This window comes from Streptomyces cahuitamycinicus (assembly GCF_002891435.1).
GTDB classification, from domain to species: Bacteria; Actinomycetota; Actinomycetes; order Streptomycetales; family Streptomycetaceae; genus Streptomyces; species Streptomyces cahuitamycinicus.
In genome coordinates, this window is the sequence record NZ_POUC01000896.1 from 1 (window position 1) to 879 (window position 879).

Below are 879 nucleotides of genomic sequence, written 5' to 3' on the forward strand. Positions count from 1 at the left end.
GGCGGGGCACGGGACAACCGGCCCCCCGGTCCCCGTCGTCTGCGAGACTGGACCCTGATACCCACAGCTCAAACCGCCCGGGGTGGTCGGAGGCTGCGGAGATCCTGCGGCCAGATGTTTCAAGCGCACGTTTCGGCGGGCGGCCGTGGGGGAGGTCACTGACACGATGATCGGGTTGCGCGGCGGGGGCGACGCGTCCTAGAAAAGCAGTCGGGTGGAGATATGCATCGCGGTGGCGGACTGGGCGAGGGGACTGATGACCTGGGTCCTCGACGTGCCCGGCGGGGAAGGCACCGGCGCGAGGCGGAGGACGCTCAGGAACCGCGTCAGACACAGGGTGTACCGAGTGAACCGGAGCGGTCCGCCGGACGTACTGAACGTCAGGTCGACGATCTTCGGGCCGGGAGCAGCGGGAATGGTGGTCGGGTGGGGGTGACGTACAAGTACTTCGGTGCGCCCGACGGCGCGACCGCGGCCCGCGTCCCGATCTCCATGCGCCCCGAGGAGCTCGGCGGCGACGAGCTCGGCATGAACGGCATGTTCACGAAGATCAAACCCGAGACCATGGCGGCCATGGTCCTCACGGGCATCGAGGGCGTCCCCCTGCACAAGGTCCCGCCCCTGGAACTGATCGTCCTGCACCCCGACTACGCGGTGGTCAAACTCCCCATGACGGTCGTAGACCCCCTGCGCGGCATCGGCGAGGAGGCCGTGGGCGCGGCGGCGTTCATCTGGTCGACGGTCCCGGACCGCGGCGGCCCCCGGGACGCGTTCAACGTCTACCAGCTGCTGCACGAGTGGCAGGACTTCTCGCACCGGCTGCATGAGGCGGGGCATCAGCCTTATTGCCTGGTGTGGCCCTGAGCTGGGGTTTCGTGA

1 protein-coding gene is annotated in these 879 nt (G+C 68.7%); it reads left to right on the forward strand.

What is annotated here, in order from left to right:
• Positions 1-426: 426 nt before the first annotated feature.
• Complete coding sequence (locus C1J00_RS43740) at positions 427-864, forward strand: hypothetical protein (RefSeq protein ID WP_102914261.1); 438 nt, start codon at positions 427-429, stop codon at positions 862-864.
• Positions 865-879 lie beyond the last annotated feature (15 nt).